Origin of the sequence: Lacibacterium aquatile, assembly GCF_042683105.1 — a bacterium.
Taxonomy (GTDB): domain Bacteria; phylum Pseudomonadota; class Alphaproteobacteria; order Elsterales; family Elsteraceae; genus Lacibacterium; species Lacibacterium aquatile.
In genome coordinates, this window is the sequence record NZ_JBHUIP010000004.1 from 143,433 (window position 1) to 166,892 (window position 23,460).

The 23,460-nt window shown below is 61.9% G+C and carries 27 protein-coding genes and 1 riboswitch; of the genes, 18 read left to right on the top strand and 9 right to left on the bottom strand.

The genetic code is table 11. The features are described 5' to 3' along the window. Positions 1-85 precede the first annotated feature (85 nt). From ACFSM5_RS06260 to ACFSM5_RS06285, 6 genes are all read left to right on the top strand, one after another. Complete coding sequence (locus tag ACFSM5_RS06260; protein WP_379875446.1) at positions 86-730, top strand: tetratricopeptide repeat protein; 645 nt, start codon at positions 86-88, stop codon at positions 728-730. Between the two features lies 1 nt (position 731). Continuing rightward, entirely contained in the window at positions 732-2,078 is a 1,347-nt protein-coding gene (locus ACFSM5_RS06265; RefSeq protein ID WP_379875447.1) for an outer membrane protein assembly factor BamB family protein, read from the top strand. Continuing rightward, positions 2,078-3,490 (top strand): ribosome biogenesis GTPase Der, encoded by a 1,413-nt coding sequence (der, locus tag ACFSM5_RS06270; protein WP_379875448.1) that lies wholly within the window; start codon positions 2,078-2,080, stop codon positions 3,488-3,490. Before ACFSM5_RS06265 ends, der begins: the two co-directional genes overlap by 1 nt. 153 nt (positions 3,491-3,643) lie before the next feature. Next, entirely contained in the window at positions 3,644-5,068 is a 1,425-nt protein-coding gene (locus ACFSM5_RS06275; RefSeq protein WP_379875449.1) for a saccharopine dehydrogenase NADP-binding domain-containing protein, read from the top strand. A 199-nt stretch (positions 5,069-5,267) separates the two neighbouring features. After that, complete coding sequence (locus ACFSM5_RS06280; protein WP_379875450.1) at positions 5,268-5,546, top strand: hypothetical protein; 279 nt, start codon at positions 5,268-5,270, stop codon at positions 5,544-5,546. Between the two features lie 23 nt (positions 5,547-5,569). After that, positions 5,570-5,854 (top strand): hypothetical protein, encoded by a 285-nt coding sequence (locus tag ACFSM5_RS06285; RefSeq protein ID WP_379875451.1) that lies wholly within the window; start codon positions 5,570-5,572, stop codon positions 5,852-5,854. 542 nt (positions 5,855-6,396) lie between these two features. Here ACFSM5_RS06285 and ACFSM5_RS06290 read toward each other — a convergent pair. Together ACFSM5_RS06290 and ACFSM5_RS06295 are read right to left on the bottom strand one after the other, a co-directional pair. Further along, complete coding sequence (locus ACFSM5_RS06290; protein WP_379875452.1) at positions 6,397-7,149, bottom strand: glycosyltransferase family 9 protein; 753 nt, start codon at positions 7,147-7,149, stop codon at positions 6,397-6,399. A gap of 179 nt (positions 7,150-7,328) precedes the next feature. Continuing rightward, positions 7,329-8,504: a glycosyltransferase family 4 protein gene (locus ACFSM5_RS06295; protein WP_379875453.1), complete on the bottom strand. Its 1,176-nt coding sequence runs from the start codon at positions 8,502-8,504 to the stop codon at positions 7,329-7,331. Between ACFSM5_RS06295 and ACFSM5_RS06300 the strand changes: the two genes are divergently transcribed. Continuing rightward, on the top strand, positions 8,503-9,297 hold the full coding sequence (locus tag ACFSM5_RS06300; protein WP_379875454.1) for an alpha/beta hydrolase: 795 nt from the start codon (positions 8,503-8,505) through the stop codon (positions 9,295-9,297). The two genes, ACFSM5_RS06295 and ACFSM5_RS06300, sit on opposite strands and share 2 nt — an antisense overlap. Positions 9,298-9,328: 31 nt before the next feature. Next, entirely contained in the window at positions 9,329-9,619 is a 291-nt protein-coding gene (locus ACFSM5_RS06305; protein ID WP_379875455.1) for a hypothetical protein, read from the top strand. Here ACFSM5_RS06305 and ACFSM5_RS06310 read toward each other — a convergent pair. Beyond that, entirely contained in the window at positions 9,616-10,482 is an 867-nt protein-coding gene (locus ACFSM5_RS06310; RefSeq protein ID WP_379875456.1) for an SDR family oxidoreductase, read from the bottom strand. The two genes, ACFSM5_RS06305 and ACFSM5_RS06310, sit on opposite strands and share 4 nt — an antisense overlap. A gap of 24 nt (positions 10,483-10,506) precedes the next feature. On the opposite strand from ACFSM5_RS06310, the gene ACFSM5_RS06315 reads away from it, so the two are divergent. From ACFSM5_RS06315 to ACFSM5_RS06360, 10 genes are all read left to right on the top strand, one after another. Continuing rightward, positions 10,507-11,250, top strand: coding sequence for a tetratricopeptide repeat protein (locus ACFSM5_RS06315; RefSeq protein ID WP_379875457.1), 744 nt, complete (start codon positions 10,507-10,509; stop codon positions 11,248-11,250). 73 nt (positions 11,251-11,323) lie between these two features. Further along, a complete protein-coding gene (locus ACFSM5_RS06320) occupies positions 11,324-12,091 on the top strand; it encodes a 3-hydroxybutyrate dehydrogenase (RefSeq protein WP_379875458.1) in 768 nt (255 codons plus the stop codon). Positions 12,092-12,181: 90 nt separating this feature from the next. Then, on the top strand, positions 12,182-12,595 hold the full coding sequence (cueR, locus tag ACFSM5_RS06325; protein WP_379875459.1) for a Cu(I)-responsive transcriptional regulator: 414 nt from the start codon (positions 12,182-12,184) through the stop codon (positions 12,593-12,595). A gap of 103 nt (positions 12,596-12,698) precedes the next feature. Further along, the gene (locus ACFSM5_RS06330; protein ID WP_379875460.1) at positions 12,699-13,133 is read left to right on the top strand and encodes a SufE family protein; all 435 of its coding nucleotides are present in this window, start codon (positions 12,699-12,701) and stop codon (positions 13,131-13,133) included. Next, positions 13,133-13,561, top strand: coding sequence for an iron-sulfur cluster assembly scaffold protein (locus ACFSM5_RS06335; protein WP_379875461.1), 429 nt, complete (start codon positions 13,133-13,135; stop codon positions 13,559-13,561). Before ACFSM5_RS06330 ends, ACFSM5_RS06335 begins: the two co-directional genes overlap by 1 nt. Continuing rightward, complete coding sequence (locus tag ACFSM5_RS06340) at positions 13,562-14,008, top strand: DUF1801 domain-containing protein (protein ID WP_379875462.1); 447 nt, start codon at positions 13,562-13,564, stop codon at positions 14,006-14,008. A gap of 465 nt (positions 14,009-14,473) precedes the next feature. Beyond that, on the top strand, positions 14,474-14,761 hold the full coding sequence (locus tag ACFSM5_RS06345; RefSeq protein WP_379875463.1) for a UxaA family hydrolase: 288 nt from the start codon (positions 14,474-14,476) through the stop codon (positions 14,759-14,761). A 2-nt stretch (positions 14,762-14,763) separates the two neighbouring features. Beyond that, positions 14,764-15,945 carry a UxaA family hydrolase gene (locus ACFSM5_RS06350; protein WP_379875464.1) on the top strand — a complete coding sequence of 394 codons (1,182 nt, stop codon included), beginning with the start codon at positions 14,764-14,766 and terminating at the stop codon, positions 15,943-15,945. Positions 15,946-16,089: 144 nt separating this feature from the next. Further along, on the top strand, positions 16,090-17,013 hold the full coding sequence (locus ACFSM5_RS06355; RefSeq protein ID WP_379875465.1) for a hydroxyacid dehydrogenase: 924 nt from the start codon (positions 16,090-16,092) through the stop codon (positions 17,011-17,013). Then, positions 17,010-18,005, top strand: coding sequence for an Ldh family oxidoreductase (locus ACFSM5_RS06360; protein WP_379875466.1), 996 nt, complete (start codon positions 17,010-17,012; stop codon positions 18,003-18,005). Before ACFSM5_RS06355 ends, ACFSM5_RS06360 begins: the two co-directional genes overlap by 4 nt. On the opposite strand, the gene ACFSM5_RS06365 is transcribed toward ACFSM5_RS06360, so the two are convergent. From ACFSM5_RS06365 to thiB, 6 genes are read right to left on the bottom strand one after another with little or no spacing between them, the layout of a single operon-like run. Next, positions 18,002-18,277, bottom strand: coding sequence for a type II toxin-antitoxin system RelE/ParE family toxin (locus tag ACFSM5_RS06365; RefSeq protein ID WP_379875467.1), 276 nt, complete (start codon positions 18,275-18,277; stop codon positions 18,002-18,004). The two genes, ACFSM5_RS06360 and ACFSM5_RS06365, sit on opposite strands and share 4 nt — an antisense overlap. Beyond that, positions 18,277-18,546 (bottom strand): CopG family ribbon-helix-helix protein, encoded by a 270-nt coding sequence (locus ACFSM5_RS06370; protein ID WP_379875468.1) that lies wholly within the window; start codon positions 18,544-18,546, stop codon positions 18,277-18,279. The genes ACFSM5_RS06365 and ACFSM5_RS06370 overlap by 1 nt, the downstream gene beginning before the upstream one ends. A 60-nt stretch (positions 18,547-18,606) precedes the next feature. After that, positions 18,607-19,878: an alanine racemase gene (locus ACFSM5_RS06375; protein ID WP_379875469.1), complete on the bottom strand. Its 1,272-nt coding sequence runs from the start codon at positions 19,876-19,878 to the stop codon at positions 18,607-18,609. Then, the gene (gene thiQ / locus ACFSM5_RS06380) at positions 19,875-20,588 is read right to left on the bottom strand and encodes a thiamine ABC transporter ATP-binding protein (protein ID WP_379875470.1); all 714 of its coding nucleotides are present in this window, start codon (positions 20,586-20,588) and stop codon (positions 19,875-19,877) included. Before thiQ ends, ACFSM5_RS06375 begins: the two co-directional genes overlap by 4 nt. Beyond that, positions 20,566-22,152: a thiamine/thiamine pyrophosphate ABC transporter permease gene (thiP, locus tag ACFSM5_RS06385; protein ID WP_379875471.1), complete on the bottom strand. Its 1,587-nt coding sequence runs from the start codon at positions 22,150-22,152 to the stop codon at positions 20,566-20,568. Before thiP ends, thiQ begins: the two co-directional genes overlap by 23 nt. 3 nt (positions 22,153-22,155) lie before the next feature. Then, the gene (gene thiB / locus ACFSM5_RS06390; protein ID WP_379875472.1) at positions 22,156-23,157 is read right to left on the bottom strand and encodes a thiamine ABC transporter substrate binding subunit; all 1,002 of its coding nucleotides are present in this window, start codon (positions 23,155-23,157) and stop codon (positions 22,156-22,158) included. 58 nt (positions 23,158-23,215) lie between these two features. Continuing rightward, positions 23,216-23,327: riboswitch (TPP riboswitch) on the bottom strand. Positions 23,328-23,460 lie beyond the last annotated feature (133 nt).

The window sequence follows — 23,460 nt, forward strand, 5'->3', positions numbered from 1 at the left end:
CCTGCTTTTCTTGAGTTTGCATCGCGGCGCGCGGCAGAGTAACGTCCCGCGCTTCTGGTTCCGTTAATGTAAGGAAAGCCGTCCCGTGGCTGATATTTTCCACGAAGTCGAAGAAGACCTTCGCACCGAACGATACAAGCGCCTCTGGGCCCGTTACGGCGGTGTATTGGCTGGCGTTGCGCTGGCGGTCGTGATCGGCGTGGGCGGCTATGTCTTCTGGAAAGACCAGTCGGCAAAGCGCCGCGGTGCCCAGGGCGAGCAATATGCAGCCGCGATGACGGCGATCGAGCAGGGGCAGAAAGATCAGGCGATGGCGGGCTTTGCCACCCTGGCGCAGGATTCGACCGAAGGCTTCGGTTTCCTGGCGCGCCTGAAGCAGGTCGAACTTCAGCTCGACAAGGGCGATACCGCCGGGGCGCTGACTGCGCTCGATGCACTGGCTGCCACCTCGAGCCTTGAGCAGTTCTATCGTGATTATGCCGTGTATCGGGCTGCCCTGCTGCGCCTCGATACCGAAGATCCGCAGGCTCTTGTCGGCCGTCTGCAGCCGATCATCGGAGAAGCGAACCCGTGGCGTCATCTGGCGCGCGAACTGGCGGCGCTGGCCAATCTGAAGGCAGGCAAGACCGACGAGGCGAAAAAAGCCTTCCAGGCGCTGTCCGACGATCTGGCCGCCCCGGCGGGTGTGCGCAGCCGCGCCGCTGAGCTGCTGGCCGCGCTTGGGGCCTGATATGACGGTCATCCGCACTGCCCGCATCCATCGTACGGCTGTCCTGATGCTTGCTGCCAGCATGCTGGTTGGCTGCTCGACCTTCGACGATTGGTTTGGCGAACCGCCTAAGCCCCCCTTGCCGGGTGAGCGTATCGCGGTTCTGCAGGCAGGTCGTGCGATTGCAGCGGATCCTTCCCTTGCCGAAATGCAGGTGGAACTGCCTCCGCCGGCTGAATATCCCGATTACCCGCAGGCGGGCGGTTGGCCGGATCATGCCGGACAGCATCTGGAACTCGGCGACTCTCTGAAGGAAGTCTGGCGTTCCTCAATCGGCAGTGGCTCGGCCAAGCGCCGCTTTCTGTCTGGGGCGCCGGTCGTTGCTGACGGCAAGGTCTTCACCATCGACGTCTTCGGCAATGTGACGGCAACCGAACTTCAGAATGGTCGTCAGGCCTGGCGTGTCGATGTGACGCCCTCGGACGAGGATGATGGCACCATCTCAGGTGCTGTCGCCTATGACAGCGGTCGCCTCTATGCTGCCACCAGCTTCGGCCAGGTTGTTGCGTTGGACGGCGCGAGCGGTAAGGAAATCTGGCGTCAGGCGCAGCCCGCGCCGATGCGCGGCGCTCCGACCATCGTTGGCAACCGCGTTTTTGTCGTGACCATCGATAATCAGCTGGTTGCGCTTTCGGCCGAAGATGGCCGCCGCCTCTGGAGCCATGCCGGGATCAACGAAGCTGCCGGCTTGCTGGGTGCCGCGTCACCAGCTGTCGACAGTGGTATTGTTGTCAGTCCCTATAGTTCGGGTGAGCTTTTCGCTTTGCGGGCAGATACAGGCCGTATCGCCTGGGGTGATAATCTGGCGTCCGCCCGGCGCTCCGATTCAGTTTCGGCACTTGCCAATATCCGCGGCAATCCGGTGATTGATCGCGGGTTGGTTATTGCGGGCAGCAACTCGGGCCGTGTGGCCGCAATCGATATGCGGAATGGCGAGCGGCTTTGGGATCGTGAAATTCCCCTGGGTGATAGCCCCTGGGTGGCTGGCGATTATGTTTTCGCGCTGACCCCGACAGGCGAGCTTTATTCGCTGCGGCGGGAAAGCGGGCGCGTGCGCTGGTCCCTGTCGCTCGACCGCTATGAAGATCCCGAAAAGCAGCGTGATCCTATCCGTTGGGCAGGACCTGTTCTGGCGGGTGACCGCCTGATCCTTGTGGGGTCGCACGGATATGCGGTTGCTGTTTCTCCCTATACCGGCCAGATCCTGGGGCAACAAAACCTCCCCGGTGGCAGCGGCGTCACGCCCGTTGTCGCGGCCAAGACACTGCTGGTCCTGACGGACGACGGCACACTGGTGGCGTATCGCTAATGACTTTGAAAGTCGCAATTGTCGGCCGACCCAATGTCGGCAAATCGACCCTGTTCAACCGTCTGGTCGGCCGCCGTGTCGCCCTGGTCGACGACACGCCCGGCGTGACCCGTGATCGGCGCGAAGGCGACGGGCATCTGGGCGATCTCGATTTCACGATCATCGATACCGCTGGTCTCGAGGATGTGACGGACAACAGCCTGGAGGCGCGTATGCGTCGCCAGACTGAAGCCGCGATCCGCGATGCCGATATCACGCTCTTTGTGATTGATGCGCGTGTCGGGTTGACGGAAACCGACCGTTTCTTCGCCGCTCTTGTGCGTCGCTCGGACAAGCCGATTTTGCTGCTGGCCAATAAGGCCGAGGGCAAGGCGGGCGCCGACGGGCTGATGGAATCCTATGAGCTCGGCCTGGGTGAGCCCATCGCTATCTCCGCCGAACACGGCGAAGGCATGGCCGATCTCTATCAGTTCCTGCGCCCGCTTTGGATCGCAAAGCGCGCGGAGGAGGGGATCGTCGAACCCAGCGAGGACGACCTCGATTTCGATTCGGACGTTGAAGGCGACGAAACCGACGAAGAGGCCGCCTATCGCGCCAACAAGCCCATCCAGATGGCCATTGTCGGCCGCCCGAACGCGGGTAAATCGACGATGATCAATGCGTTGCTTGGCGAGGAGCGCCTGCTCACCGGTCCCGAGGCTGGGATTACGCGCGACTCGATCTCGGTTCCCTTCGAATTCAAGGGCCGGAAGCTCAAGCTGGTCGACACCGCCGGCATGCGCCGCAAGCGCGGTGTCACTGCAAAGCTCGAGAAGCTGTCGGTGGGCGAGACGCTGCGCTCCATCCGCTTTGCCGAGATCGTGGTGCTGGTGCTTGATGGCACCCTTGGCCTTGAAAAGCAGGATCTGACCCTGGCCTCGCTGGTGGTCCAGGAAGGCCGTGGTCTTGTTATCGCCATCAATAAGTGGGATGCGGTCAAGAACAAGGACGAGATGATGCAAGACATCAAGGATCGTCTGCAGATCTCGCTTCCCCAGGTCAAAGGCCTGCCGATCATCACGACGTCCGGACTTGCCAACCGGAACCTCAATACGCTGTTGGATGCCGCGCTGGCGCTGCACGCCAAATGGGGCTTCCGCGTTTCGACCTCCAAGGTCAACCGCTGGCTTGGGGACGCTATCGAGACCCATTCGCCGCCCATGGTCAGCGGGCGCCGTCTCAAGATCCGCTATGCCACGCAGATCAAGCAGCGGCCGCCGACAATCGCACTGTTCACGACCCGGCCTGACGAGTTGCCGGAGAGTTACATGCGTTATCTGATCAACTCTTTCCGGGATACTTTCGGTCTAGAGGGCGTTCCAGTGCGCGTCGTCCTGAGAAAGGGCGATAATCCCTTTGTGAACGAAGACTAACAGAGGGTTCCCAGCTTCCATTCTGTTTGCGAAAATTCTTAACCAGCCGCCCCATTCCCTGGGGCGGCTGGCGTTAATCTTTTGTGGCGTGGTTGCTTTTCTGGCTTAACCCGCGTTTATTGACCCCTTTGCAACTTCAACCTTGAGGTGATGATGTACAAAAAAGTCCCGTTCAGCGGACGGATCGTGATGTTGGGCTATGGCAGCGTTGGTCAGTGCGTCCTTCCGGTGATCGAGCGGCATTTCGAGATGCCGCTAGAAAAAGTCACGGTGATCGAAGCCGACAACCATACGGATAAATTCGCGCCGTTTTCTAAAAAAGGCATGAATTACAAGATCGTAACGCTCGATCCTAACAATCTGGCTGAGATTCTCGGTCAGCATCTTTCCGCTGGGGACTTGCTCATCAACCTGACCGCCGGCGTTGACGCCATGGCGATCATCTCCTGGTGCCAGGATGCCGGTGTGCTCTATGTCGACACCTCGCTGGAGCCCTGGGCCGACAGCTATGGCGAGCTGAGCCTGCCGTCCTGGTCGCGTACCCACTACAACAGCCATGAAACCATCCGCCATGCCGCTAAAAGCTGGCGCAAGGATGGCCCGACGGCTGTTGTGACCCATGGGGCGAACCCCGGCATCGTCAATCACTTCGTGAAGGCCGCGACGCTCGATATCGCCAAGGCGATGGATCTGAGCTTTACGACGCCGACGACGCGCGAAGACTGGGCCGATCTGTTCCGCCGCACCGGCACCAAGGTCATCCATATCTCCGAGCGCGATACTCAGGTTTCCTCCAAGCCCAAGGAACCGGACGAGTTCGTCAATACCTGGTCGGTTCTGGGTTTCTGGGGCGAGGCGACCTATCCGGCCGAGATGGGCTGGGGGACGCATGAGAAGCGCTTGCCGCCGCTGGGCCAGCATTTCACCTTCGGTCCCGGCAATGCGATCTATATGGACAAGCCGGGCGGTTTGACCCAGGTGCGTTCCTGGGTGCCCAAGGGTGGGCAGATCTTCGGGATCGTGATTTCCCATTCCGAAAGCGTCACGCTCTCGAACTACCTCACCACCTATGGCGAGGATGGCCGTCCGATCTGGCGCCCGACCGTCCATTATTCCTATCACCCCTGCCAGGACGCGATTGTGTCCTTGCGTGAGGTGATTATGAAGGATTGGGAAGTGCCGCAGAAGGTCCGCATCCTGCAGGATGAGATCGTCGATGGCGTCGACGAGCTTGGCGTGTTGCTGATGGGTCATGGCAAGACCAGCTGGTGGTATGGTTCGCAGCTGTCGATCCACGAGGCCCGCAAGGTTATCCCCGGTCAGAACGCGACGGCGCTGCAAGTCTGTGCCGGTGTGATCTCGGCCTGTGTTTGGGCTGTGACCAACCCGAACATGGGATATTGCGAGCCCGAGGCTCTGCCCCATGCCGAGATCCTGGAAATCGCCAAGCCCTATCTTGGCCCCGTGGTCTCGGTTCAGAGCGACTGGACCCCGCATACCGAACGCTATGATCTTTTCCCGGAGCCTTGGCTGGACAGGGAAGATCCGTGGCAGTTCACAAACTTCCTGGTGCGTTAACTTCTGTCACAGGTTGAGTTGAAAATGTGACAAAAGGCAGCTTCGGCTGCCTTTTGTATTTTAGAGAAAAATTTATCGGCCTGTGGCGATTTATCGACCGCAGCGTGATAAGGCAGTGATCCGTGCCTGCGAGGCTTGAGTACTTGGGAACCACGATGTCATTAGTGGTTTGAGAGTTCATCAAGGAGGCAAATCGAGCATGCGTCGTCTCTGCATTACATCAATATTGGCGGTCACTTTGTCCGCAGCCGGTCCGGCGTTTGCCGAGGTCGACAGCGGGTCGGCCAATGGTGGTGGCAAGGCGAACTGCTCGGCGGGTTTCTTTGAATGTTTCAGCCGTTCGCTTGATCAGGTTGGCCGCAAGGTTGGTCTGGTCGAGTCGTCTCCCCAAGCGCAGCCGGTGAAAACGCCCCAAGTGCCGAAAAAGGCAACGACCCGTCCGGTGGCGATTACGCCCGGCCGCACGACAGCCCTATAGATCGTTGAGGAAAGGAGCGACAAATGGAAAACATCGTGTCTCGTGCGGCTAAGCCCGCAACTGAACCGAACCTGCGCCAATTGTCGGCCCTGATGAACCTCAAGGGGTCGCCTTATGCACTATCTGCTTATCGCGATTTGATGCAGCGGGCGCTGTATCTTGCTAATCCGCTGGAGCGGGAGATCGCTATTGCTGTTGCCCGGCAAGCGCTGTTCCAGGCCACCCGGCGACGTCTGCGCTTGGATCAGGTACGTCGCGTCGATCTGGCCCTGCATCTTCCGACAGTCAGTTATTCCGGCGTCGTCTAAAGCGCCGCCTCTTTTAAATTAGAAACGAGCGGAACCGCCAAGTTCCGCCAAGAGTTCCCTAAGTACGAAGCCTGCCGTCGCGTGACGGCAGGCTCGTTTTGCTTTTGGGCATTAGCGTGACCGGGGCCTTGAAACTGGCGCCGCGATCTCGCTTATCCACCGTAGATAACGCCTAGCCCGGCAAAAATTGCCTGACGACCGTATGACCGGCAGGGGAGGGCAGAAAAATGATAAAATTATTTTGTTTACAATGACTTACATAATGATGTTAAAGTATTTTTATAAGTTCTCGCGTGATACAGATCAATTCTTGCGGAATGGAGGCAGCGATGGTGATGGGTGCGAAGGCTACAGAAACATTGATGGCCGCCCTGTTTGGAATGGCGGTTACGAGTGGCGCGGTAAAGGTCATGGATAATGGTCCGGGGTACGAACGTCCGTCCCCGTCGCGGCCGGCAGAAATGCAGGCGCCGCCGGTATCCCTGCCGCGTCGCAATCAGGACTGACCGCTTAACAGCAGGGCTTCCATAAATGTCGAGCGTTTAGCCGAGCAGGTCCGAGAGGGCCTGCTCGACGTCTTTGGGGGGGAGGTCCGCCAAAGGAATATGCCTCAAGGTCCTGACCTTGCGCCCGTGCGGGCTGCTCAGCTCCGGGTCGGAGGCGTGGGAAAACAGGACAAGCGAGGGGCAGCCGACGGCAGCGATCAGATGCATCGGTCCCGTGTCGTTACCAACGGCAGCCTGTGCTCCCCTGGCCAGCCGTGCGATCTGGGGCAGACTGGTGCGGTCGCGCAGATCAAGCGCCTCCGGACAGCCCGCTGCAATGGTCGCCAAAGCTTCGCCCTCAGCAGCCGTTCCCAGAATGATCGGGGTCAGCTGTCGCGCCACCAGCCAGCGCGCGAGCTCGGCGAAATGGAGGGCCGGCCAGCGTTTCTCCGGTCGATGCGGCGCGCATCCCGGTGCCAGCAGGACGTAGCGCTCCGGCAGGGGAAAATCGACGGGCTCATCGAACCAGGACCAGTCCTGCTCAGGGAAATCCGTTATCCCAGCTTGTTCCAATTGCTGACGATGGCGCTGGATCGGATGGCGCTTCTTGGGCTCTGGTCGGCGATCCGGCAAAGCGCAGCCCCAGGCGGTGCCATTCCATTCAGGCGGGTTCGGGCGCAGCAGTTGGAATATCTTTGCCGTGCGCCCCGACCCCTGCAGATCATAGATTCGTGCAAAACCAGCGGCTTTTATCCGGGCGCGCAGGGCCAGCCATTCGCCGGGGGATGACCAGCCGGGCTTGGTATCCACCCACACCTCATCGACATAGGGTGTTTGGCTTAAGATACCCCTGTAACCCTTTGTAGTAAGGGCAATAATTTTTTGATTCGGATGATGTTTACGAATGGCGGCGAACGCATCCATCGCCAGGATGATGTCTCCGAAGGCCCCGTGTTTGATGACGAGGATAGGTCCGGATGTCTCCGTCTTCAAACGGGGCGCCCTGCCAGCAGCTCGTTATAGACGGCCAGCGTGGCACCGGTCATCGCTTCCTTGGCGTAAAGCTGGCGTGCCCGGGCCTGAGCTTTCGCCCCCATGGCTGCGCGAACAGCGGCCGGCAGGACCAGCGCCGTGCGCAGTGCGTTTGCCATCTCCATGACGTCGCCAGGAGGGACCAGCCAACCGCTTTGCCCTTCAACCACCGTCTCCCGGGCGCCGCCGTGATCGGTCGCGACGACGACGCGGCCCATGGCCTGGGCCTCGACCAGGGTGCGGCCGAAGCTTTCCGGTTCCGTGGAGGCTGAAACGACGACATCCGCCAGCATGTAAGCGGCGGCCATATCGCGGCAATCACCGACGAACCGCACGGTGCCGCCGACACCACATTCGGTGGCCAGCTTTTCAAGCTCCTGCCGCAGATCCTCCTTGCCGCCATCCGTCCCCACCATCAGGCACTGCACGCCCGGCCGCGCGACCTGCGCCATGGCCTGTATGAGGGTCGCATGCCCTTTGGCGCGGGTAATGCGGGCGGGCATCATGACGACGGGAACCCCAGCGTCCAGACGCCAAGCCTGAGCCAGTTGGATGATGCGCTCGGGCGAGACGGCAGCGGGATCGAAGATATCGAGATTGATGCCGCGCGGAATGACGCGAACACGGACATCGGGAACGCCGAAATTCGCACGCACATTCTCGGCGGTGTAATAGGAGTTGGCGATGACGAGATCGCCGCGCGCCATGATCGAGCTATAGAATTTCTTGAAGCGGTTGATTTTCCGCTTAGCGCTGTTGAAGGCCACCGTAGTCACAAACGGGCGTCCGGTGCGCCGGGCAGCAAAATAGGCCGACCAGGCGGGCGCCCGGCTGCGGGCATGGACGATATCGACATTCTCGGCCTTGATGAGGTCGGCAAGGCGCGAGATGTTCCGCCAGATGGTCCAGGGCGACTTGCTTTCCACGGGCAACTGGATGTGTTCCGCGCCGACACGGGTCAATTCATGGACCATCTGCCCGCCAGCCGATACGACGATGGCACGGCATCCGGCAGCGACCAGGGCGGCAGCGACGTCAACCGCCGTCCGCTCGACACCGCCACTTTGCAGGCGGGGAAGAACTTGCAACACTGTGGCGGGGCGGGGGTCGGTCTGCACGATGGGGGAAGCCATGGAAGTTAATGGTGGCACGCTAACGGCACAGTCCATTAGCGAAAATGCGACGGCAAAGGTACTTAAATCAGACGATGGCGCTTCGATAGCCTACCAAGCGATTCCTGGCCGGTCGCCCTGCATCCTGTTCATCGGCGGTTATAATTCATCGATGGCCGGGGAAAAAGCCTCCTTCCTGGCGCGATATGCCGCGGACCGGGGACAGGCTTTCGTCCGTTTCGATCCTTTCGGGCATGGCGCTTCCGAAGGGCGTTTCGAGGATGGCACCATCGGTCGCTGGTTGGCGGATACGCTGCGTGTGATCGATAAAGTGGTGCAGGGGCCTCTCATCCTTGTCGGATCTTCTATGGGGGGGTGGCTCATGACACTGGCGGCTCTTACTCGGCCTGAGCGGGTGTCGGCCCTGGTGGGGATCGCGTCCGCCCCCGATTTTACCGAAGACCTGATGCGACCGTCGCTTACGGGAGAGGACCGGGTGATCCTGCGCCGGGATGGGGTTTTGAGGCGGCCGTCAGCCTATGGCGGGGACTTCATCATCGCTCAGCAGTTGCTCGACGAGGGGCGGGAGCATCTGGTGCTGCGCCGCGGCCTGCCAATAGAGGTTCCGGTGCGGCTGCTGCATGGTCAGGCCGACCCCGATGTGCCGCCCGAGCGCAGCCTCAGATTGGCCGAAGCTATCGAGGGGAGCGATGTCCGGGTGACTCTGATCAAGGACGGCGATCACCGCCTGTCGCGACCCCAGGATCTGGCGCTGCTGGCAAACACGCTGGACGAACTAATCAAGAACATCTAGGGTTGCGTTGGGGAGGCGCTTAGAAGGCATCATGGCAGAAGTCGATATCGGCGCGATCTATCAATTGCTTGGAACGGTTGCGGCGACGCAGCGAGAGCAGGGCGAGATGCTGAAAACTCACTCATTGATGCTCAACAGCCTTTCGTCGGACATGAGCGGCGTGCACCGCGATCTGGCGCAGGTCAAAAAGGACGTCGCCGGATTGCGTCAGACCGTGACGGAATATCATGCCTCCGTCCTGGGGCATGGCGTGCATATCGAAGACCTGAACGACCGCCTGCGCCGGGTGGAACGTCACCTGGGGCTGTCCGGCACCGGCTAAAGCTCGGCAGCCAAGCCTTCACGATAGGTGGGATACTTCAGCCGATATCCCAGTTCCTCGGTCAACTTACGGTTCGATACACGCTTCTGTTCCGCCCAGAAACTGGCCGCCATTGGGGTCATGGCGGCGGGGTCGAACACCTGAGCCGGAGGCGGCTCCACTCCTAGAAGCTTGGCGGCATATTCAATGACCGTGGCCGGTTCGGCTGGTTCATTGTCAGCCATATTATAGACCGCGCCGGGGGAGGGCCGCTCAAACGAGGCCAGGACGGCGCCTGCGATATCCTCCACATGGATACGGTTCATCACATGGCCCGGCTTGATAGTGCGGCGGGCGGTGCCGCTTTTCACCTGGGCCAGAGGGCCGCGTCCGGGGCCATAGATGCCGGACAGGCGGAAGACATGTACGGGCAAGGGCAGGGACAGCCATGCCTCCTCGGCCGCCTGGCGATTGCGGGAGCGGGCGGAGATCGGCTGCAGAGGGCTGTTCTCATCCACCCAGGCGCCCTGCACATCGCCATAGACCCCGGTCGTCGACAGATAGCCGACCCAGCGCGGCTTGAGGCTTCCGAGAGCATCGCCAAACTTGGCCAGGACAGGATCTAGTGGACCATCCGCATCCCCGCCGTCCCCGGCTGGGGGAACGCTGGATAGGATTGCATCGGCCTCCTGCAGAAGCTGCAAAGTCCGGGCATCCGCCGGATCGAATGGCAGTGCTTCAACCCCATCGGGCATTGGTTTGGGGGAGCGCATGGTCGCGGCGACGCGGCCACCTTGGGCGATCCAGGCACGGGCGGTTGCCTTGGCGCTGAAGCCCAGGCCAAAACAAAACAACAGGGGGGTGGATGGACGAAGCTGGGTCATAGCGCCTATATAGCGGGAATGCGCATGATTCTCATCCCCCTCCTTGCCGCAGGCTGCATCTCCGGGTCGGCTGTCGCGGCTGGTATCGATCAGTCCGCTCAATACCAGGCCTGCATGGCGCTGATTTCCCGCTCGCCGATGGAGGCGTCCGAAAGCGCGCGTACCTGGGCGGAGCGCGGCGGCGGCATCCCCGCGCGCCATTGCCTTGCCCGCGCGCTGATCGGCCTGAAGAAGCCCAAGGAAGCCGCCGACGAGTTGGAAGGCCTGATCAAGCTGGTGCCGGAGGATCGCAAGGATCTGGTGCCCGACCTCATGGGACAGGCGGCTTTGGCCTGGGTCGAGGTGGGGGATCTGCAACGGGCTTTTGCGCTGCAGAGCGAGGCTTTGAAGCGGCGCCCTGGCGATATGGATCTGCTGACGGATCGGGCGATCACCCTGGGCCAGTCGGGCCATTATTGGGAAGCGATCGACGATCTGAACCTCGTGCTTCAGCGGGCACCCCGGCGGGTGGATGCTCTGGTCTATCGCGCGACCGCCTATCGCTATGTGGACGAGCTGGAGCTTGGTCTGGAGGATGCGGAGAAAGCGGTCGGTGCCGATCCCCGTAATCTGGCGGCCCTGCTGGAGCGCGGGATTCAGCGACGCTTGAAGGGCGATGATGCCGGTGCGCGCTCCGACTGGATGGCATTGCTGCGGATTGCCCCGAACGCGGCGGAATCCGAGGCGGCCCGCGCCAATCTTGAAAAGCTGGATGTGAAGCCCCGTTGACGAAGCCGATGCAGGACGCCATCGTCCGGCATAGGCTTCTGTAATTGCCCGTCTTTTTTGTTGGAGATCGTCGATGCTTAAAGGCAAAACCGCGCTTATCACAGGGTCCACCAGTGGCATCGGATTGGCGATTGCGCAGGGGCTTGCCGACCAGGGCGCCAATATCGTCCTGAACGGCTTGGGCGATGCAGGCGCTATCGAAGCTGCCCGCAGCGGCATTGAAGGCCGCGGCGTAAAATGCGTCTATGACGGTGCCAACCTGATGGATCCGGCTGCGATCCAGGCCATGTTCGGTCGTATCGACCCAATCGATATCCTGGTGAACAACGCCGGTATCCAGCATGTGGCCGCCGTGCAGGATTTCCCGGACGACAAGTGGAATGCGATCATCGCGCTGAACCTGTCGGCCGTCTTCCATTGTTCCAAGCTCGCGCTGCCGAACATGTTGGCGAAGGGCTGGGGCCGCGTCGTGAATATCGCCTCGGCCCATGGGCTTAGCGCTTCGCCCTATAAGTCAGCCTATGTCGCGGCCAAGCACGGCGTCGTTGGCTTCACCAAGACCCTGGGCCTGGAGACGGCGGAAAAGGGCATCACCTGCAATGCCGTCTGCCCCGGCTATGTGCTGACCCCTATCGTCGAAGGTCAGATCGGCGATCAGATGAAGGTCCATGGCAAGAACCGGGACGAGGTCATCCGCGACATTATGCTCGCCCGCCAGCCGACGAAGAAATTTGTCACGGTCGAGGAAGTTGCGGCCACCACCGTCTTCCTGTGCAGCCCCGGCGCGGCTTCCATCACCGGTACGACCATCTCGGTCGATGGCGGCTGGACCGCGCTTTAGGTCGGACAAGCCTGTAACCTCATTCCGCCATCTTGCTAGGCGATGACTCCTCCCTATCTCTTTTAATCAGGATAGGGGGGAGGCATCGCGATGAACATCGGGGAAGCGGCGAAGGCTACCGGCGTTTCGACCAAGATGATCCGCTATTACGAGAGCATCGGCCTGATCGGGCGTGCCTCGCGGACTCATTCGGGATATCGCCTGTACAGCCAGCGTGACCTGCATGGATTGCGGTTCATCCGCCGGGCGCGCGACCTGGGCTTCGCCATCGAGGATATCCGCAATCTGCTGGCGCTGTGGGATGATCGGGAGCGGTCGAGCGCCGAAGTGAAGCGCATTGCGCTCAACCACATGGACGAGCTGGAGAAGAAGATCCAGGAGATGGAGGCGATGCGCCAGTCGCTGAAACATCTGGCCGACAGCTGCCATGGCGACCATCGCCCCGATTGCCCGATCATCGAGGATCTGGGCGCCTCGCAAAGCCGCTCGCAGATGAATGACTAAGGGGGTATAGAACCTTCCTGCCTCAAGTAGACCGAAGGCCTATAGGCAAACACGCCTCAAGTAGGCCAAAGGCCGGTAGGCAAAACACATAAGGACCTTTCCTTTGAGCCTGCCCGAAACCAGCATCAAGGACGCCCAGCAGGAGCTGATCGATACCTTCGCCTTCCTCCCCGACTGGCAGGAGAAGTATCAATATATTATCGAGCTGGGTCAGCAGCTTGCCCCCATGGACGAAGCCGCAAAGACCGATGATATTCTGGTGCGCGGTTGTCAGAGCCGGGTGTGGATGCGCCCGCGTCTGGAGGCGGGTCGTCTGCGGTTCGATGCCAATAGCGACGCGATCATCGTGTCGGGCCTGATCGCGATGCTGAAGATGGTCTATGACAACCGCCCCCCGCGTGAGGTGCTGGAAACACCGCCCGACTTCATTGCCGAGATTGGCCTGTCCCGCCACCTGTCGCAATCGCGGGCCAATGGCCTGATGTCGATGTTGCAGCGCCTGCGGGAAGCGGCGGTGCAGTATGGAACCGCCGTCTGATGACGGGGACACTGCCCTACAGCACCGATATCCTGCGGCTCGCTGCCGATATTCCCCATATCCGGCGGCTTGATCAGCCCGATATCAGCGTGACCGAGGTCAGCCCACTCTGCGGCTCTCGCCTGATTCTTGATCTCAAGATGGCGGACGGGAAGGTGGCGGAGATCGGCCTGACCGTGAATGCCTGCGCCCTGGGGCAGGCCGCCACGTCTATAGTCGCGTCCCTGGCGTTGGGAAAGACACCGGCGGAATTTGCGGCGGGTCTCGAGTCTCTCAACGCGATCCTCGCTGGATCCGATGCCGAACCGGCAGCGCCCTGGGCACCGCTGCTCGCCCTCGCGCCAGCCCGCAAGGAGCGGGGACGTTATGGCGCCATGCGCCTGCCGTTCCTGGCTTTCGCCAAGGCTTTCAAGGGGCTGGGGGAATAGGTGGCAAAACCTTCGGCGCGGAAAGCTCTGAAACCCGACGCCGATGGCATCGTCCGCCTCGCCGGTGGTAATCCGCAGATCGCCAAGGCCGACGGCGATGCGCCGGTACAAGCCTATATCGCCGCCATGCCGGGCTGGAAAAGCGACCTCGGCCGCCGGTTGGATGCGCTGATCGTCGCGACGGTTCCAGATGTAGAGAAAGCCGTGCGCTGGAACTCACCGTTTTATGGCGCGGGCCAGGGCTGGTTCGTCTCGTTCCATGTGCTGACGCGCTATGTGAAGCTCACCTTTTTCAAGGGAACCGCGCTGGCGCCCATGCCGCCCGGCGCAACCGCGAAAAGCGGCGAGGCGCGCTGGTTGGATATTTACGAGGATGACGTGCTGGACGAGTCGCAACTGACGGATTGGATCCGGCAGGCGGCGGCCATGCCGGGCTGGGTGCCATAATCAGCCTTATCCAAAGAACTTCGTCATCCCGGACTTGATCCGGGATGACAGCTTCTCTTTGACGCGTTCCTTAAAACCATTTCCCAAATAGCTCGTCACCCCGCACTTGATGCGGGGTCTATCTGGGGTGGAACAGCTTGAGAGGGATCCCGGATTTTAATTCATCATCCCGTGGCTTGACCACGGGATCTCCTCCGGGAGCTTGTCCCCCTAAAAACTCTGTCATCCCGGCCCCCGAGCCGGGATCCGGCCATAGGGAGTGGCCGACCTCGTGCAGGGCAGAGCAACAAACAACGGCCGGATCCCGGATCAAGTCCGGGATGACGACTTAAGGTGCAGTTACCCAACTCAAGCTTTATGTCTTATATAAGATATCAATTGACCGACTGCCGGACTCGCGGCTAGGCTTCCTTCCGCGCCGAAAGAGAGCGCCAAAGAGCCAATTTGGGGAGCGGAGCAGCACCAATGGGCACCACGCATTTCATCGTTCACGACAAGGCCGACAATGTCGGCGTGATCGTGGTGGAGACTGTCAAGGCGGGCGACCGTCTGACCGGCTGGGTCATGGAAGACGACAGCACCATCGAGATCGAGGCGGGGGACGTCATCCCCCTGGGCCATAAGATCGCGTTGGGCAATCTGACGTCGGGCGAGACCGTCCTGAAGTATGGCAACGACGTTGGCCGCATGGTCGCCGATGCCGCCAAGGGCCGTCACGTCCATACCCAGAACATGAAGACCAAGAGGTGGTAGCCATGGCGAAGAACTGGCTTGATCGGACCTTCCATGGTTTCCGTCGCGAAAACGGCCGTGTCGGCATCCGTAATCACGTGATCATCCTGCCGCTGGACGATCTGTCCAATGCGGCGGCCGAAGCGGTCGCGAACAACATCAAGGGCTGCCTTGCGCTGCCCCATGCCTATGGGCGTCTGCAGTTCGGTGCGGATCTGGACCTGCATTTCCGCACCCTCATCGGCACCGGCTGCAATCCCAATGTGGCGGCCGTGGTGGTGATCGGGATCGAGATGGGCTGGACCCAGAAGGTCGTCGACGGCATCAAGGCGACCGGCAAGCCGGTGGCGGGCTTCGGGATCGAAGGCAACGGCGATATCGCGACGATTGCCGCCGCTTCCCGCGCCGCCAAGGACTTCCTGCAGATGACCTCGGAATATCAGCGGGTACCCTGCAAGCTTGAAGAACTCTGGATCTCGACCAAATGCGGCGAGAGCGACACGACCTCCGGCCTCGCATCCTGCCCGACCGTCGGCAATCTCATCGACAAAATGGACGCCATCGGCGCCACCACCTGCTTTGGCGAAACGTCCGAGCTGACCGGGGCGGAAAAGATCTGCGCCAGCCGCGCTGCCACTCCCGAAGCGGCCGAGAAGTTCATGAAGACCTGGCAGGCCTATATGGACGAGGTGATCGAGCCCAATAAAACCTCCGATCTTTCTGACAGCCAGCCGACCAAGGGCAATATCGCGGGCGGTCTGACCACTATCGAGGAAAAAGCCTTCGGCAATCTTCAGAAGATCGGCAAGAAGGCGAAGTTCATCGATGTGCTGGAGCCGGGCGAGGAACCGTCCAAGGGCAAGGGCCTTTACTTCATGGACACCTCGTCAGCAGCGGCTGAGTGCGTGACCTTGCAGGCGGCGGCGGGCTTTGTCGTGCATCTGTTCCCGACCGGCCAGGGCAATGTCATCGGCAATCCCATCGAACCGGTGATCAAGCTGACGGCCAACCCCAAGACCGCGCGCACGATGGGCGAGCATATCGACCTCGACGTCTCGGGCATTCTGCGGCGGGAGATGAATATGGATCAGGCGGGCGATGCGCTGATCGATATCATGATCCGCACCTGCAACGGCCGTCTCACGGCTGCCGAAGCCCTTGGCCATCGCGAGTTCGTGATGACCAAGCTTTATCGCAGCGCGTAAAGTTCGTCGTCATCCCGGGACTTGATCCCGGGATCTCCTCCGAGGGTGTTTCCACGCGGAATCAGCGGAATTGGACGGGCTCCCGGAGGAGATCCCGGTGTCGAGCACCGGGATGACAGAACTGGTTTGGGGTAGAGGAAAAACATGCCCGATATCGTCATCAGCGAATTCATGGACGAGGCGGCAGTTGCCGACCTGAAGCGCGACTTCGATACGCACTATGACCCCAACCTCGTCGATCATCCCGCCGAGCTGAGAGCCGCTATCGCCAACGCCCGCGCCCTGATCGTGCGCAACCGGACCCAGGTGCGCGGCGAGCTGCTGGCATCGGGGGGAAAGCTCAAGGCCGTGGGACGTCTGGGCGTCGGGCTCGACAATATCGATATGGAAGCCTGCGCCGCCCGTGAGATCGCGGTTTTTCCGGCATCGGGTGCCAATGACGTCTCGGTCGCCGAATATGTGATGGCAGGCGCCTTGATGCTGTTGCGGGGGGCCTATTTCAGTTCACCCGAAACCCGCAGCGGCGGCTGGCCCCGTGGCAAGCTGATGGGGCGGGAAGTTTTCGAGCGCACCATCGGTCTGATCGGCTTCGGCGGCATCGCCAGGGCCGTGGCGAAGCGGGCGCGGGCCTTCGATATGCGGATCGTCGCCTATGATCCTTTCATCCCCTCCATCGCGCCGATCTGGGCTGAACATGGGGTGGAGCCCTTGGCCTTCGATGATCTGATCGCGCAGAGCGACGTCGTCAGCTTGCATGTGCCATTAACGGACAAGACTAAGTATCTGCTGGATGACAAGGCGCTGGCTGCCACAAAGCCCGGTGCCATTGTGATCAATGCATCGCGCGGCGGTGTGGTGGATGAGGCGGCCCTGGTGCGCGCGCTGGCCTCCGGTCGGCTGGGTGGCGCGATGCTGGATGTGTTCGAGCGCGAGCCGCTGGGGGCGGAGAATGTCTTTCCCGATCTGCCGAACCTGATCCTGACGCCGCATATCGCAGGCGTGACCGAGGAGTCCAATGTCCGGGTCTCCAGCGTCACCGCGCAGAATATCCGGCGGGCTCTGTCATGAACCTGTCGCTGAAAGAAGCCCATGAGCTTGCGGTTGCTGTGCTGGTAAAGGCTGGGACATCACCCGCCAATGCCGCTGCCGTCGCCCGCGCCCTGGTTGCTGCCGAAGCCGATGGGCTGGCGAGCCATGGCATGTCGCGCTTGCCCGCCTATGCAGCGCAGGTCCGCAGCGGCAAGGTCGACGGGCAGGCGGCGCCGACCTCCACCCACACCGGCACGGCGGCTGTGCGCATCGATGCGGCGGACGGTTTTGCGTTTCCGGCCCTGGAGCTGGCGGTCGAGGAACTGGCCGCCTTGACGCCGATCACCGGGGTTTCGGTTGCCGCCATTGCCGCCAGCCATCATTTCGGTGCGGCTGGCTATCATGTGGAAGCATTGGCGAACCGGGGGCTGGTAGCCCTGGCTTTCTCCAATTCTCCAGCGGCGATTGCGCCAGCGGGTGGCCGCAGCGCCATCTTCGGCACCAATCCGATTGCGATGGGCGCGCCGATGGGGGCAGGCAAACCGCCGCTGGTGATCGATCTGTCCCTGTCGGTCGCAGCGCGCGGCAAGATCATGGTGGCGGCCCAGCGCGGCGAGGCGATCCCCGGCGATTGGGCGCTCGATGCTGAGGGCCAGCCGACGACGGATGCCAAGGCTGCTCTGGCCGGGACCATGCTTCCCATCGGCGGCGCCAAGGGGGCTGCGCTGGCCTTCGTGGTGGAGGTGCTGACCGCGTCCCTGACCGGATCCAGCATCGGGCATGAGGCCGGATCCTTCTTCACCGCAGGCGGGGTGAAGCCGCGCATCGGGCAACTGGTGCTGGCCTTCGCGCCGGGCCCGCTGTCGGGTGGGCATTTTCCCGAGCGCATGGCCGCGATGGCAGCCGCTATTCTCGGCCAACAGGGCACCCGTCTGCCAGGGGAACGGCGATTGGCGCTCCGGGAGAAAGCGACGCTGGACGGGGTGAATATTCCTACGGCCTTGCTGGAGGAGCTGCGGGGGCTGGCTTAACGAGCCTCGCGTGTATGCCAGATGCGCAGAATGATGACCTGCCTGTCCAACACTTCGTATCGCAGCTCGTAGGCACCGATAAGCAGACGCCTCACATCGCGGCCGGAAAATTGCTCCAGTTTTTCGCCGATCTTGGGGTGTGTCGACAATCGGTTCGGGGCAGTTGCCAAACTATTGATCGTCCTGGCCGCTGCAGCCCGGTTTACAGGCTCGAGGAACCGATAAAGCCTCGCGATATCGCTGAGGGCTTTTTCGCTCCATTTAATCTCCATCAACGGACGGTCGGAGGTGGCAGCGGCTGCTCGCTATCCAGGCTCGCCGCCCAGGCGAGCACGGATTGATGATCAATCACCCGCCCGGCATCGACATCGGCCAACGCTTCGCGGGTCAGGCGATCCCGTTCCTCTTCCTGATCGATCCAGGCAGCCAAAGCTTGCTTGACGATCCAGCCGCGTGGCCGCTCAAGGCGAGCCGCTAGAGCATCGACCTTTTCAGCAAGGCTGATCGGCACGTGTGCGGTTAACACTTTCGTTTCTGACATCCTCGCCTCCAATCAGCTTGATTCAAACTTAATCAAGCTGATTGGATTTGATAAGGGGAATTAGAAGAACGTCCGCACCGCGCCCACGACCTTATCCTCTTTATCGACCACCAGCAGCACCGGCCATTTGTCGAAGGTGGTGCAGGGGTGGGAGATGCCGAGGATCACGCGGTCGCCGACCTTGCCCGGCCAGTCGGCGGGGATCACCAGATGGCCGTGCTGATCGTTGAGCCCTTTGATCTTGGCGTTTTGCGGCATGTCCTGAAGCTGCTTGCCGTTCCACCAGCGCAGGGGGCGCGGCAGATGATCGTCGTGCGACAGGTCGCGCTTGCCGCCGGTCAGGAAGGCCAGTTCGGGTTCGGGCCGCGATTGCAGATTGGCCCAGACCTCCAGCGCCTGTTGCAGGCCGGGACCGTCCGGCAGCTTCACCGCGCCGCGCCGGATCAGATCGGCGAAGGCCTTTTCATAGGTGCCGCTGTCCTGGGTGACATAGCAGCCCGAGCGCAGGATCGGCAGCACCTCGGGAAGATGGGCCTTGCCCATGGTACGGGCGACAAGGTCGAAATAGGTCGATCCGCCAGCGGAAATCACGATCTTGCCGGGGAACAGCTTTTCCGCCGCAGCGGTTTCGGCCAGCGAGACCATGCGGCCCAGCAGATCCTCGACAGCCGCCGTATCGGACAGCATGCCCTCGTAGCATTCGACACCGGCCAGGAAGAGGCCGTCGGCCTTGGCAGCCGCCCGGGCAACGGCCAGGGCTTCGGCATCCGTGCGACAGCCAGTACGGCCGCCTTGATAGCCGACTTCGACCAACACACCGATGGGACGCTTGCGGGCGCCCGACAGCAGGGCGACGCCGTCCACGCTATCGGCCAACACCATGATCTCGGCATCCGCGTCGCGTGCCAGAATATCGGCCAGCGCCTGGACGCCGATCTTGTCGCCGATCTGATTGGCGATCAGCAGCTTCTTGATGCCGAAGCGATGGGCGGTCACGGCCTGCAGGGGGGTCGCTACCGTCAGGCCCCAGGCCCCCGAAAGCTGCTGGGCGGCAAACAGCTGCGGCGCCATCGTGGTCTTGCCATGGGGGGCGAGCTGCACGTTGTTCAAGCGGCAGAATTCCGCCATCCAGGTGAGATTATGGGAGAGAGCCTCGGCCCGCAGAACGGCGGCCGGGCAGGGCGTCGAACCATCGCGCAAGGACCAGCCACGCGTCGCGATATCGGCCGGGGTCACATCGGCGTCAAAAGGGATGCCCTTCTGATAACGCAGGTTTTCGGCGAAGATCGGGGCGAGGGCAGGCCAGTCAGCAGGCGTCGGCAAGGCGGTCAATCATAGTCTCCAAGATAGTCGGTCAGGCCCGGCAGATCGATGCGGGCAAGCAGCAGATCGGTGCGATCTTCGGCCACCACGCGGCCTTTGTCGATAAAAGCAGTGCGGTCGGCGGCGAGGCGCGCTTCGTCCGGGTGGTGGCTGACGAGCAGGACGGTCAGACCGCGTGTGCGCCGCATCTCGTCGATCAGCCCCAGCATCTCGCGCCGCTGGGCGGGGCCGAGGGCGGCAAAGGGCTCGTCCAGCGCCAGGATCGGGCGATCCATCACCAACGCCCGCGCTAAGGCAACGCGCTGACGCTGGCCGCCGGAAAGTTCGGACGGCAGGCGGCGCTCGAACCCCGTCAGATCGACCTGTTCAAGAGCTGCTGAGACTGCTGTTTTCTCTGCAGCCGTCAGGCGCCCACGCGGATCGACGCCCAAGGCGATGTTGGTCTGGACGTCGAGATGCGTGAAGAGATTATTGTCCTGAAACAGCGTGGTCACCGGCCGCTTGGCGGACGGCAGCGCGGTGACATCCTCGCCCATCAGGTGGATCTTGCCTGCCGACGGGCGCTCGAACCCCGCAATCAGGTTCAGCAACGTGCTTTTCCCGGCGCCGCTGGGGCCGATCAGGGCCAGCAACGTGCCTGCCTCGACCCGCAGATCGAAGCTCATAGGGAAGCCGTCATAAACGAAACTTACCGCCTTAAGCGCGATGGCGTCGGCCAAGGACACGTCCCCCCAGATCGAAGAAGCTTAAAAGTACAAGGCCTGTCAGCGTCAGGATCAGCGCGATGACTGAGGCGTCATTCAGGCGATAGGAGCCCATGCGGGCGTGGAGCAGCAAGGGCAGGGCGTCGCTGTCGTCGGCCCCCACCAGAGCGACTGCGGCGAAATCGGCTGCCGCCAAGGCTGCCGCCAGTCCCAATGCCAGGCAAAGCGGGCGGCGCAGGGTCGGCCAGTCGATCAGCCGGAAACGGTTCCAGCCGGAAATCCCCAGGGCGGCGCAGAGACGGTTCTGCCGCTCGCCCGCATCGCTCATTGCCGGGCCCAGGCTGCGCAGGACAAAGGGCAGGGCCATCAAGGCATTCATGACAATGACAAGGCCGAGGCGCAGTTCATCCGGAGCCGTCAGCGGGCGCAGCAGCAGAAACCAGCCTGTCCCCAGAACCAGGGGCGGAACCGTCAGCACGACATCGCCTCCACCCGTCAGCAGGCCTCGTAGCCGACCCTTGGCAGCGCGGGCGCCGGTCAGCAGGCCCCAGGCGATCAGGACGCTCAAAGGGGCCGCCATTATGGCAATCATCAGGGTCCGCCCCAGGGCGCGTCGCAGGTCCGGGTCCAGCAGGACTTTGTCGATAGGGCCGGACAGCCCGTCTATCAGCAATGCCACCAGCGGCAGCCCGACAAAAGCAGCCGCCACAGCCAGCACGAGGCAATCGGCAAGCGTGGCAAGCTTGCTGTCCGGGCGGGCGATGCGGCGACCCAGGTCGGTTTCGCGCGGCCAGTTAGCGGTGAGGCGGCGGGCTAAGATAAGGCAGATAAGCGTCAGGGCCAACTGAACCAGCGCCAGCTGTGCGGCGCGGCCGGGCTCGAAACTGGAGCGCAGCGCCTCATAGACGGCGACCTCCAGCGTCGTGGCTGCCGGTCCGCCGCCGAGCGACAGGACGATGGTGAAACTGCTGGAACACAGAAGGAAGATAAGGACCGCGACGGCGGGCAGGGCACGGGCCAGGACCGGCGCTTCGATCCGCCGGAAACAATCGGCGGGCGACAGGCCAAGCTGCGCCGCCAATCGCCAATGTTCAGCCGGGATCCGCTCCAGCACCGTCAGCAACAGGCGGGCGGCGAGCGGCATATTGAAGAAGACATGGGCGATCAGAATGCCGGGCAACCCATAGATCGCTACGCTCGGCAGGCCCAGAGCCTGAAGTCCCTGATTCAGCCAGCCGGAGCGACCGAATAGCGTGACGACGGCCAAGGCAACGACGATGGCGGGCATCACCAGGGGCAGAGCAAAGAAACGCAGCATCAGCCCCCGGCCCGGAAACTCCGACCGTCGTGCCAGTGCCCGCGCGACCGGCACTGCCAGCAGGACGGAGATGAGGGAGGAGAGAGCGGCCTGCCATAGGGTGAATTTTACAACGCTCAGCAGATAGGGATCCGCGAGCGAAAAGGGCTCGTCGATCCCCAGGTGCCACAGGCTGGCAAGGGCGCTCAGGACTGCCGCCGCGATGAGCGTCAGCAGTCCCAGACCAATGTAGGGTTGGCCAATGTAGGGTTGGCGCAGCAAAGCTTACTTCGCCATCGCTCGCAGCCATTCGTCGGTCCAGACCTTGCGCTTGCCAGCAATCTCTGTGCTATCGAGCATCAGAGTCTTATCTGGCTTGGGCAGGGTGCGGAAGGCTTCGGGCAGTTCGTTCCCCAGATCGCGGACCGGATACATCCACTGCGTGGTCGGCAGGATGGATTGGGCTTCGGGCGTTATCAGGAAGGCGAGGAATTGGGTTGCCAGCGCTTCATTCTTGGACGCCTTCAGGCGGCCGGCGACCTCGATCTGCGCATAATGCCCGTCGGAGAAGATAGCCGCCTTATAACGGTCGCTCTTTTCTTCGATCAGATGATAGGCAGGCGAGGTCGTGTAGGAGAGGACCATCGGCGCCTCGCCCTTGGTGAAGAGGCCATAGGCGTCCGACCAGCCCTTGGTGGTCGTCAGGATGTTGCCCTTGAACTTACCCCAGGCGGCTTCCGATCCATCGCCATAGACGGATTTGATCCACAGCAGCATGCCGAGGCCGGGGGTCGAGGTGCGCGGATCCTGCAGGATGATCTTCTGGCCGTGATTGCCTTCGATCAGTTCCTTCAGGCTCTTTGGAGGAGTCGCAATCTTCTGGCTGTCATAGACGACGGCGAAGGCCCCATGGTCGATGGGCAGGAAGTTCGCATCCTTCCAGGCGACCGGCAGAGTCAGCGCGTCGATGGATTGACCATGCGGGGCAAAAAGACCTGTGGCACCGGCTTCGGACGTCAGGTTCTGGTCAAGACCGACCGCGACATCGGCGGGGCTGTCCTTGCCTTCCAGACGCAGGCGGGTCAGGACACCGACGCCGTCCTCCATGCCGATGAAAGTGACCGTGCAGGCGCAGGTCTTTTCGAAGGCCGCTTTCAGCTTGGGACCGGGACCCCATTTGGAGGCAAAGCCGGAATAGGTATAAACGGTCAGCGCAGATTGGGCCGATGCGGTGAAAGCCGCAGCGGTTATGATAGTAGCGAGCGTTAAAAGCTTGAACGCCTTCATGAGGAGCAACTCCAAAGAAGGCGAAGGGTGGTGAAGCGGTTCCGAGAATCCTTGGGTTCGTAAACCGCATCTCAATCCCTCCGCCGGTATGATCCGGATCAGGTTTTGCGGGTTGACCAAGGGAAACCCATGGCCTCTCAGCCCCAGAAGGGGCACCCCGTTGAGAGCGCTTCGGTTCTAGCCCAGGGGATGACGAATGCGCAAGGCGGTTAACGGCGTCTATCGCTAGCTTTCGACAGTTGATCGTGCGATATCAGTATTATGTCCGCTGATTCAGGCCGAATGAAACAGGATACTAGACGC

What these genes read in the sequence shown, in the direction of transcription:
- ACFSM5_RS06265 (WP_379875447.1), top strand. Translation starts at nt 732, where the DNA reads ATGACGGTCATCCGCACTGCCCGCATCCATCGTACGGCTGTCCTGATG.
- der (WP_379875448.1), top strand. Translation starts at nt 2,078, where the DNA reads ATGACTTTGAAAGTCGCAATTGTCGGCCGACCCAATGTCGGCAAATCG.
- ACFSM5_RS06275 (WP_379875449.1), top strand. Translation starts at nt 3,644, where the DNA reads ATGTACAAAAAAGTCCCGTTCAGCGGACGGATCGTGATGTTGGGCTAT.
- ACFSM5_RS06280 (WP_379875450.1), top strand. Translation starts at nt 5,268, where the DNA reads ATGCGTCGTCTCTGCATTACATCAATATTGGCGGTCACTTTGTCCGCA.
- ACFSM5_RS06285 (WP_379875451.1), top strand. Translation starts at nt 5,570, where the DNA reads ATGGAAAACATCGTGTCTCGTGCGGCTAAGCCCGCAACTGAACCGAAC.
- ACFSM5_RS06300 (WP_379875454.1), top strand. Translation starts at nt 8,503, where the DNA reads ATGGAAGTTAATGGTGGCACGCTAACGGCACAGTCCATTAGCGAAAAT.
- ACFSM5_RS06295 (WP_379875453.1), bottom strand. Translation starts at nt 8,504, where the DNA reads ATGGCTTCCCCCATCGTGCAGACCGACCCCCGCCCCGCCACAGTGTTG.
- ACFSM5_RS06305 (WP_379875455.1), top strand. Translation starts at nt 9,329, where the DNA reads ATGGCAGAAGTCGATATCGGCGCGATCTATCAATTGCTTGGAACGGTT.
- ACFSM5_RS06310 (WP_379875456.1), bottom strand. Translation starts at nt 10,482, where the DNA reads ATGACCCAGCTTCGTCCATCCACCCCCCTGTTGTTTTGTTTTGGCCTG.
- ACFSM5_RS06315 (WP_379875457.1), top strand. Translation starts at nt 10,507, where the DNA reads ATGATTCTCATCCCCCTCCTTGCCGCAGGCTGCATCTCCGGGTCGGCT.
- ACFSM5_RS06320 (WP_379875458.1), top strand. Translation starts at nt 11,324, where the DNA reads ATGCTTAAAGGCAAAACCGCGCTTATCACAGGGTCCACCAGTGGCATC.
- cueR (WP_379875459.1), top strand. Translation starts at nt 12,182, where the DNA reads ATGAACATCGGGGAAGCGGCGAAGGCTACCGGCGTTTCGACCAAGATG.
- ACFSM5_RS06335 (WP_379875461.1), top strand. Translation starts at nt 13,133, where the DNA reads ATGACGGGGACACTGCCCTACAGCACCGATATCCTGCGGCTCGCTGCC.
- ACFSM5_RS06345 (WP_379875463.1), top strand. Translation starts at nt 14,474, where the DNA reads ATGGGCACCACGCATTTCATCGTTCACGACAAGGCCGACAATGTCGGC.
- ACFSM5_RS06350 (WP_379875464.1), top strand. Translation starts at nt 14,764, where the DNA reads ATGGCGAAGAACTGGCTTGATCGGACCTTCCATGGTTTCCGTCGCGAA.
- ACFSM5_RS06355 (WP_379875465.1), top strand. Translation starts at nt 16,090, where the DNA reads ATGCCCGATATCGTCATCAGCGAATTCATGGACGAGGCGGCAGTTGCC.
- ACFSM5_RS06360 (WP_379875466.1), top strand. Translation starts at nt 17,010, where the DNA reads ATGAACCTGTCGCTGAAAGAAGCCCATGAGCTTGCGGTTGCTGTGCTG.
- ACFSM5_RS06365 (WP_379875467.1), bottom strand. Translation starts at nt 18,277, where the DNA reads ATGGAGATTAAATGGAGCGAAAAAGCCCTCAGCGATATCGCGAGGCTT.
- ACFSM5_RS06370 (WP_379875468.1), bottom strand. Translation starts at nt 18,546, where the DNA reads ATGTCAGAAACGAAAGTGTTAACCGCACACGTGCCGATCAGCCTTGCT.
- thiB (WP_379875472.1), bottom strand. Translation starts at nt 23,157, where the DNA reads ATGAAGGCGTTCAAGCTTTTAACGCTCGCTACTATCATAACCGCTGCG.